The organism is Brevundimonas sp. (assembly GCF_023259385.1).
GTDB lineage: Bacteria > Pseudomonadota > Alphaproteobacteria > Caulobacterales > Caulobacteraceae > Brevundimonas.
Genome location: NZ_JAHFPF010000164.1, coordinates 1 through 7999, shown reverse-complemented (window position 1 = coordinate 7999; position 7999 = coordinate 1). Strand labels below are relative to the sequence as shown.

Sequence of the window (7999 nt, the reverse complement as noted above, 5' to 3'; positions counted from 1 at the left end):
GGGCTCGCGAGAGCGCCGACGCGGATTCGCCTTACACACGAACTTGTCATTTAGGGTTGTGCAACTGGCGCCGCTTACTACCCGCGCGCCGGAGGGGCGCGTGTGAAGGAGGGTATCATGTCGATCAAGATGCTTGGCGCCGCCGTGGCGGGCCTGACCCTGTCTATGTCGCTCGGAGCGGCGGCGCCGGCGCCCGCGGCGTCGGTCCAGCAGTACTACCCCGGGCCGGGGATCTACTGCTTCAGCGGCCATAGCGATTGTTTCCCGATCGCCTATTCCTATGAGGTCTATTCGGACGCGGAGCACACCAACCTGATCGGCAGCGGGTCCGACAGCTGCGTCCAGTCGGGCCAGATGATCTTCGTCACCTCGCCGTGGCTGCCGGCCGGCTACGAGGTGAAGACCCCGATGTACGTCTGTTCGGGCTTCGGCCCCTACCTGCCCCCGGAGTGGTAGGCGGAAGCGTCCGTCTGAAGAAGGAAGCGGGGCGGTCCGGAAGGGCCGCCCCGTTCTGCGTCAGCGCTCCGCGCGCAGCAGGCGGGCGGCGGTGAAGGCCAGGGCCAGGCCGAACAGGGCGTGGGCCAGGAGGCCCAGCCCGATCATCTCGGCGGGCGGCGCGCCGCGCGGCGGGGCGGCCGACAGGGGGACGACGATGGCGTTCATCACCCCGTAGACGACCACGCCGAAGCCCAGGCCGGACAGGATCGGCCGGCGCAGGACCGCGGACGCCTGGCCGGCGGCGAGGATGAAGATGACGCCCCAGATGACGGCGAGGGCGAAGTGGGCGGCCAGGCCGATCGCCGCCGCGCCCCATCCGCCCTGGAAGGCCGCGGCACCCAGCAGTCCGGAAGCCACCGACTGCAGGATCTTCTCCGGCGAGGCGGGGCGGTAGATGACGAAGGCGGTCAGAATGTCGGCCGCGCCCCCGGCGAGGCCGGCGACGAAGGCGGCGCGCGCGCCGGAACCCGTTTTGATCATGTGAAGTCCTCCCGGCGCCGACGATCACCCCCTCCGGCCCATCCGGCAATCCCGTCGTCGTTCTCTCATGGACGTCCGCCTTGGCGCGGCGCCCGATCCGCCGTCGAAGGGGGAGGCCCGGACGAAAAAAGGCCGCCCGACCCGGCGGGGGTCGAGCGGCCGCTCCGTCCGGCCCGGCCCGGCGGGGTCGGATGGCGGGTCGGCGAACCCGGCCGGAGAAGTGTCGTGTCTGGAGTGGAAGGGGGCGAAGCGGCCCCCTACGCCATCCTTCGCCGTCGGCTCAGGATGGTCCCCCTCCCCCGATGGGGGAGGATAATCAGCCCTCGAGGTCCTGGCCCTCGTCCGGCTCGGGCGTGCCCAGAAGTTCGTCGGCGATCTTGTTGGTCGAGGCGCGCACGGCCTTCTCGATCGAGTCGGCGACATCCGGATTGGCCTTGAGGAAGGCGCGCACATTCTCGCGGCCCTGGCCGATGCGCTGGCTGTCGTAGGAGAACCAGCTGCCCGACTTCTCGACGACGCCGGCCTTCACGCCCAGGTCGATGATCTCGCCCAGCTTGGAGATGCCTTCGCCGTACATGATGTCGAAGATGACCTCGCGGAACGGCGGGGCGACCTTGTTCTTGACCACCTTCACGCGGGTGGTGTTGCCGACGACTTCATCGCGATCCTTGATCGCGCCGGTGCGGCGGATGTCGAGACGGACCGAGGCGTAGAATTTCAGCGCATTGCCGCCGGTCGTGGTTTCCGGCGAGCCGTACATGACGCCGATCTTGTGGCGGATCTGGTTGATGAACAGGACGATGCACTGCGACTTGTTGATCGAGGCGGTCAGCTTGCGCAGGGCCTGGCTCATCAGACGGGCCTGCAGGCCGGGCAGGCTGTCGCCCATCTCGCCCTCGATTTCGGCGCGCGGCGTCAGGGCGGCGACGGAGTCGACCACCACGATGTCCACGGCGCCCGAGCGCACCAGGGTGTCCACGATCTCCAGCGCCTGCTCGCCCGTGTCGGGCTGCGAGACCAGCAGGTCGTCCAGGTTCACGCCCAGCTTCTGGGCGTAGCCGGGGTCGAGCGCATGTTCGGCGTCGACGAAGGCGGCCACGCCGCCGGCCTTCTGGATTTCCGCCACGGTGTGCAGGGCCAGGGTCGTCTTGCCCGAGCTTTCGGGACCGAACACCTCGATGACCCGGCCGCGCGGCAGGCCGCCGATGCCGAGCGCCATGTCGAGGCCCAGCGATCCGGTCGAGACGCTGGCGATCTCGGCGACGACGCCGCCCTTGCCCAGCTTCATCACCGAGCCCTTGCCGAAGGCGCGATCGATCTGCGCGATCGCGGCCTCAAGGGCGCGTTGCTTGTCGCCGTCTTCCTTGCCCACCAATTTCAAAGCCGCCTGTGACACTGCCTTCGTCTCCCTTGCCATGATTCCCATCTGGTTTCGGGAGAGACCCGCCATGGACCCGCCCCCTCGTTGTGTGAGGCGGACTATGTGCATGGTTTGTTCTGGTTCACAAGATGTTCTCTTTCTGTCCCTGTCCGGTTCTGGTGCCGTACGTCCAAATTTGACGTATGAGGTCAGCTGTTCTGCGACGACGCCTGCGGATCGCGGGCCATCGGCTCGGCGACCTGGGCATAGGCCGACAGGCCCGCGCCGAGGATCAGCACGCCCAGCGCGACCATCAGCAACGGCCGCTCGACCGCTAGCTCGGGGCTGAACGGCCGAACCAGCATCAGGCCCAGCAAACCGAGCAGGGCCAGCACTCCGGGCAGGTCCATGCCGATGCCGAGGAAGACCGGGTGGGCCATGCCGATCAGCCAGGCCCCGCCCAGGACGGCGGCGACCGCGACGGCGGCCAGCGACTTCGGCCGGGTCAGGCCCTGATCGAGCGCGGCGGCCGCGACCGCCGCCAGCCCGGCCAGCAGGGCCGGCCACAGGAACAGGAAGGCCGTCTCGGGCGCCGCCGCCTGGGCGCCCGCCGCGAACACGAGGACCAGGGCGATCAGCCCGGTCCAGCCGCCCCAGACGCTGCGCGCGGCCAGGCCCGGCGCAAGCGACAGGCCGATGGCCGCGCCGCCCGCCACGAGGATCAGCGGATTGAACCCGCCCAGGACCTGGGTCAGGAGGGTCAACGCCGTGAGAGCGCCGGCGGTCACGCGACGGTCGGCCCGCGTCCGGCCGCCCAGCACCGCCAGCATCAGGGCCAGCACCGCCAGAGCCGCGCCCGCCTCCAGCCAGGGCAGCCGGGCCAGCAGGGTGTAGTAGGCCTCCGCGCTCTCGGCCCGCTCCGACAGAGGTCCGCCGGCCAGCCGCACCGCATGGGTCAGCACCAGTCCGCTGCTCAGGAACCACAGGCCGTCGATCATGCCGCGCCCGACGTCGGCGAAGGTCAGGCCCGCGCGGCGCCGGGCCAGCGCGGCGGCGGCGGCCAGCAGAGCGGCGGCGATGGCCCACAGCCCCCATCCGATCACCGGCGGATAGTGGACCACGAACCGGCCGAAGAGGTCGGCGTAGACGGCGTTGGCGGTGGCGGCGGGCAGGACGGGCGCGCGCACCAGGGCGTCGGCCGTCTCCAGCGCCTGAGCGCCGATGTGCTGCACGCTGCCCTGGTCCAGGGTTTCCGGGGTCGAGGCGGGGGCGTGATACTGTTCCGGCCGGCCGATGAAGGCGAAATTCACCCCCTGCACGCCGCGCGCCTTGGGCACGGTGAAGTCGGTGCCGTTGGGCATGGTCTCATAGACGAAGACGGCCAGGGAGTTGGAGGTCACCCCGCCCGTGGCCTTGACCGCCGCCTGGCCGAACAGGGCGATGGTCTGGGCGTTGCCGCGTCCGGTCTCGAACATCATGGCCCGGCCGCCGCCGCCGCGCGCCTCCAGATTGACCACGGCGCCGATGTGGTCGCGCAGGGGGTGGCCGCCCCAGAACACGCGCGCGCCGTCCAGATCCAGCTCCTCGCCGTCGGTGAACAGGACCACCAGCGTCCGCTCCGCCGGGCCCCGCGCGCGGATCGCCCGCACCGTCTCCAGCACCGCCGCCAGACCCGTGGTGTCGTCCGCCGCTCCCGGGGAGTGCGGAACGGTGTCGTAGTGGGCCATCAGGGCCACGGCGGGCAGACCGGGGTTCCGTCCCGTCAGCACGCCGATCAGGCTGGTCGCGCTGAAATCGGCCGCCGCCTGATCGCCGCCCTGCTGGCTCAGCCGCCGCGCCGAGCCCGGCGAGATCGGTCCGGTCTGGGTCGAGGTCTGCAGGCCCAGCGCGCCCATCCGCTGCAGCAGGTAGGCCTGCACCCGCGCATGATCCGGCGAGCCGATGGGGTGGGGACGCTGGGCGATCTGGCGCACATCGGCCATGGCCCGTCCGGCGGAGAAGGCTGTCGCCGGGGCGTCCGCCGCGACGGGACGCGGGACCTGCAGGGTCAGCACCCCGATGGCCAGCGCCAGCGCCAGCGATCCGATCAGCCAGAACAGACGCATGTCGACATTCCCCCGAAGACCGAAGGCGACGCTAGACGATTTTCAGGATTAGCGAAGGGGGATCAGGCGGCCCGGCGCACGGCCGTCGGCGACTTGACGAACAGGCCCCGGCGTCCGGCGACGGCGCGGAAGGCGACGCTGTCGCCCTCGATCCGCTCGTCTGGGCCGAGGAACAGCACGCCGTCGTCGACCAGCCGCCGCTCCAGATTGTCCAGCACCTGGGTCCGGCGCGCCGGGTCCATGTCGTCCAGCACGTTGCGGCAGAAGATGACGTCGAAGCGGGCGTCGTCGGTCGGGGCGTCCAGCAGGTTGGCGCGGGCGAAATGCACCGTGGCGCGCAGCTGGGGCTTGGCGATCCAGGCGTCGTCGGCCTGTTCGAACCAGCGCAGCATGGTCTCGGCCTTCAGGCCCCGCTGGATCTCGAAGCCGGTGTAGGCGCCGGTGCGGGCCTTCTCCAGCGCGCGCTGCGACAGGTCGGTGCCGACGATCTCGACCGGGGCGCCGGCGTCCAGCGCGGCCATGGCGATCGACCACGGCTCCTGCCCGGTCGAGCAGCCCGCCGACCAGACGCGCACCGGCTGGCCGGTTCGCGCGCGGCTGAGGGCCGGCAGCAGTTCGCCGCCCAGGGTGTCGAAGGTCGGACGGTCGCGGCGGAACCAGGTCTCGGGGTTGAGCAGGGCCTCGATGATCGACCAGCCCAGGGTCGCCACAGGCTTGGCCCACAGCGAGCCCAGCATGGCGTCGACGGTCTCGAACCCCTCGCGCCGGGCCACGGGACCCAGGCGGTGCTCGGCCAGCTTCATCCGGTCGCGCGTCAGCCTGAACCCCGCGCGCGAGGCCATCAGCGATTGCAGGCGATCGAAGTCCTCGGGCGACATGGGGTCAGACGGCTCCCACCTCGGCGAATTTCGATGTCAGGATCTCACCGTCGAACGGCTTCATCACATAGTCGTCGGCGCCGGCGGACAGGGCCTCGGCGATGCGTTCGGCGCGGGTCTCGATGGTGCAGAACAGCACCTTGGGGACGGCTCCGTCCGGCAGGGTGCGCAGGCGGCGCAGGAAGGTCAGGCCGTCCATCACCGGCATGGACCAGTCCAGCAGGATCACCTCGGGCATCACCCCCGCGCAGAAGGCCAGGGCCTCCGAGCCGTCGGCGGCCTCGTCGACCTCGAATCCGAGCCCCTCGACGATGCGGCGCGCGACCTTCCGGATGATCCGGCTGTCGTCGACGATCAGACAGGTTCTGGGGGTCAATTTCATATCCTGGAGGGCGAAACAGGACGCAACGCCCGCGTGTGTATATGGGCCTATGATCGGCTTGAGCCGGTTAACGAGTCCTTGGGAAACCGCCTTAAGCGTCAGTTAGGCATGCGGGCGATCAGGGCGACGCGGCCTTCCTCGGCCGAGACATCCAGGGTTCCTCCCGCATCGTGGGCGGTCAGCCACAGCCAGTAGGGCTGGATCCACTGGCCCGGGAGGCCTTCGGACAGCGGGCGGCCGGCCAGGCCGGACACCGCCTCGGCCTTCAGCCGGGCGCGGGCGCCCTCGGCGATTCCCTCGATCACAAGGCCGTCACCCTCGGCGCGCGTGCGCACGGTGGCCACGCCGCCCGAGGGCAGGGCCGCCACGGTCAGATAGGCCAGGTTCACCAGCGCCCGCGACTGCGGCTTGGAATAGGTCCCCTCGGTCACCGCCCATTGCAGGGTCGCGCGGCCGCCTTCGGTCAGGCCGGACACCAGCTCGCCCAGCTCCGCGCCCGAGAAGCGCTCGGCCGAGGTCGCGGCGCCGAAGGCGACGCGGGCGAAACTGACCAGGGCGATCATCTTCTTCGCGCTGGCCTCGATCAGGCCCATGGCGTCGTCGCGCATGTCCTGGGCCGACGGGTCCTTCAGCAGGTCCAGCCCCGAGCTGATCGCGCCCGCCGGGCTGATGAAGTCGTGGCAAAGCTTGCCTGCGACCAGGGTCGCGAGGGCCTGCCCGTCAGGCAGGGCGGAGGTCGGCGCAAAGTCGGTCATCGGGTCCGGAGGCGGTTGGGCGGAGTATCCCCAAGGCTGACCTGATTTGCCGGTTCTTCAAACCGCGCGGATGCTCTATCGGATCGGCCATGAGCAACCGACTGATCGCCGACCTCGCGTCGGGCGCCCTGGCCGAGGCGCTGGCCGACATCACCGAGGAGGCCGCGCGGGTCATCCTTCCGTACTGGCGTTCGGGCGTCGTGGCCGAGAGCAAGAAGGACGACAGCCCCGTCACCCAGGCGGACCGCGAGGCCGAGGCCCTGATCCTGGACCGCCTCGCCGCCCTCTATCCCGAGGTGCAGGCCGTGGCCGAGGAGCAGGTCGCGGCGAACGGCGTCTCCGAGATCCTGGGCGAATGGTTCTGGCTGATCGATCCGCTGGACGGCACCCGCGGCTTCATCGAGGGCCGCGAGAGCTACACCGTCAACATCGCCCTGATACACAAAGACACGCCGGTCGCCGGCGTGGTCACCGCCCCCGCGACCCAGGTCACCTGGCGCAGCGGGGCGCCGGGCAAGGGCGCCTTCCGCCGCCGCTTCGGCGAGGCGTGGACCACGATCAAGGTGCGCGAGCGCCCGGCCTCGCCGACCGCCCTGCTGAGCCACAGCATGACCGACGACGAGGCGGCGCGCCTCGCCTCGCGCCACGGCTGCGTCCAGTGGCAGGGCACGGACTCCTCGCTGAAATTCTGCCTGATCGCCGAGGGCCGTTTCGACGCCTATCCCCGCACCGGCCCGACGTCCGAATGGGACACCGCGGCGGGGCAGGCGGTGCTCGAGGCCGCGGGCGGGCGGGTCATGGCCGAAGACGGCCAGCCGCTGCGCTACGGCAAGCCGTGCCACGCCAACGGCGGCTTCGTCGCCCTGGGCGGCTGAGGCCTCTCTAGATCTCGACGGCTTCCGGCATCGCCAGTACGGCGCGGTCGGCCAGAGCCGGGGCGCCCATCTCGCGCGCGGTCTCCATCGCCTCGGCCAGCATCAGGCCGACGGACCGCGCCTCCACGCCGGTCAGGCGGGCGCGGGCGCGGAACAGCTGCGCCATGCCGATCTGGTCGGCCGCCCAGTCCAGCGGCTGCACCCGCAGGGGCTCCGACAGACGGCGGCGAACCACGGCTTCCAGTCCGTTCAGGGCGGTCACATCGCCCAGGGCCTCGGCCAGCGCGACCTCCGCGGACAGGCGCCGCTCACGCACCAGGGCGCCCAGCAGCAGGCCCGGCTCGCGGGTCAGGGCCTCGGCCTGCGCCAGCGTGAGCAGCGGGGTGTCCTTGCTGGTCCCGGCCAGCAGCACGGCGGCCCAGTCGAGCGGGCTGTGGTCGGGGGTGAACTGATCGGCGGCGGCGTCGAACAGGGCCCGGCCCTGGGCGGCCGCGGCGTCATCCCGGGCCAATACGGCCAGGGCGGCCATGCCGGCGCCGGCCAGCGCCAGGGCGCGGGCGCGGGTCAGGGGGCGGTGATCGGGCGAGGCCGCCTCCACCAGCGCGCGCAGGTCGCGCCCGGCCTGATCCAGCATGCGCGGATCGCGGCGCGTCACCCCGGCCTCCA

The 7999-nt window shown here is 71.2% G+C and carries 8 protein-coding genes and 1 pseudogene; 2 read left to right on the top strand and 7 right to left on the bottom strand.

The genetic code is table 11. The annotated features are described in order from the left end of the window. The first annotated feature begins 117 nt into the window (after nt 1-117). Complete coding sequence (locus tag Q0C81_RS12740) at nt 118-456, top strand: hypothetical protein (protein WP_291838410.1); 339 nt, start codon at nt 118-120, stop codon at nt 454-456. 60 nt (nt 457-516) lie between these two features. Here Q0C81_RS12740 and Q0C81_RS12735 read toward each other — a convergent pair whose 3' ends face one another. The 6 genes from Q0C81_RS12735 to chpT form a co-directional block, all read right to left on the bottom strand. After that, a complete protein-coding gene (locus tag Q0C81_RS12735) occupies nt 517-978 on the bottom strand; it encodes a hypothetical protein (RefSeq protein WP_291838408.1) in 462 nt (153 codons plus the stop codon). A gap of 316 nt (nt 979-1294) precedes the next feature. Continuing rightward, nucleotides 1295-2395, bottom strand: a complete 1101-nt coding sequence (recA, locus tag Q0C81_RS12730; RefSeq protein WP_291838405.1) for a recombinase RecA — start codon at nt 2393-2395, stop codon at nt 1295-1297. A gap of 152 nt (nt 2396-2547) precedes the next feature. Continuing rightward, a complete protein-coding gene (locus Q0C81_RS12725; RefSeq protein ID WP_291838402.1) occupies nt 2548-4443 on the bottom strand; it encodes a M20/M25/M40 family metallo-hydrolase in 1896 nt (631 codons plus the stop codon). Nucleotides 4444-4505: 62 nt separating this feature from the next. Continuing rightward, complete coding sequence (locus Q0C81_RS12720; protein ID WP_291838399.1) at nt 4506-5321, bottom strand: protein-glutamate O-methyltransferase CheR; 816 nt, start codon at nt 5319-5321, stop codon at nt 4506-4508. Between the two features lie 4 nt (nt 5322-5325). After that, entirely contained in the window at nt 5326-5703 is a 378-nt protein-coding gene (locus Q0C81_RS12715; RefSeq protein ID WP_291838395.1) for a response regulator, read from the bottom strand. Nucleotides 5704-5801: 98 nt separating this feature from the next. After that, the gene (gene chpT, locus Q0C81_RS12710) at nt 5802-6458 is read right to left on the bottom strand and encodes a histidine phosphotransferase ChpT (protein ID WP_291838392.1); all 657 of its coding nucleotides are present in this window, start codon (nt 6456-6458) and stop codon (nt 5802-5804) included. 89 nt (nt 6459-6547) lie between these two features. Here chpT and cysQ point away from each other — a divergent pair, with 89 nt between their 5' ends. Then, nucleotides 6548-7333, top strand: coding sequence for a 3'(2'),5'-bisphosphate nucleotidase CysQ (gene cysQ, locus Q0C81_RS12705; protein WP_291838389.1), 786 nt, complete (start codon nt 6548-6550; stop codon nt 7331-7333). Between the two features lie 7 nt (nt 7334-7340). Here cysQ and Q0C81_RS12700 read toward each other — a convergent pair. Then, a pseudogene (locus tag Q0C81_RS12700) lies at nt 7341-7999 on the bottom strand (hypothetical protein); the annotation flags it as partial.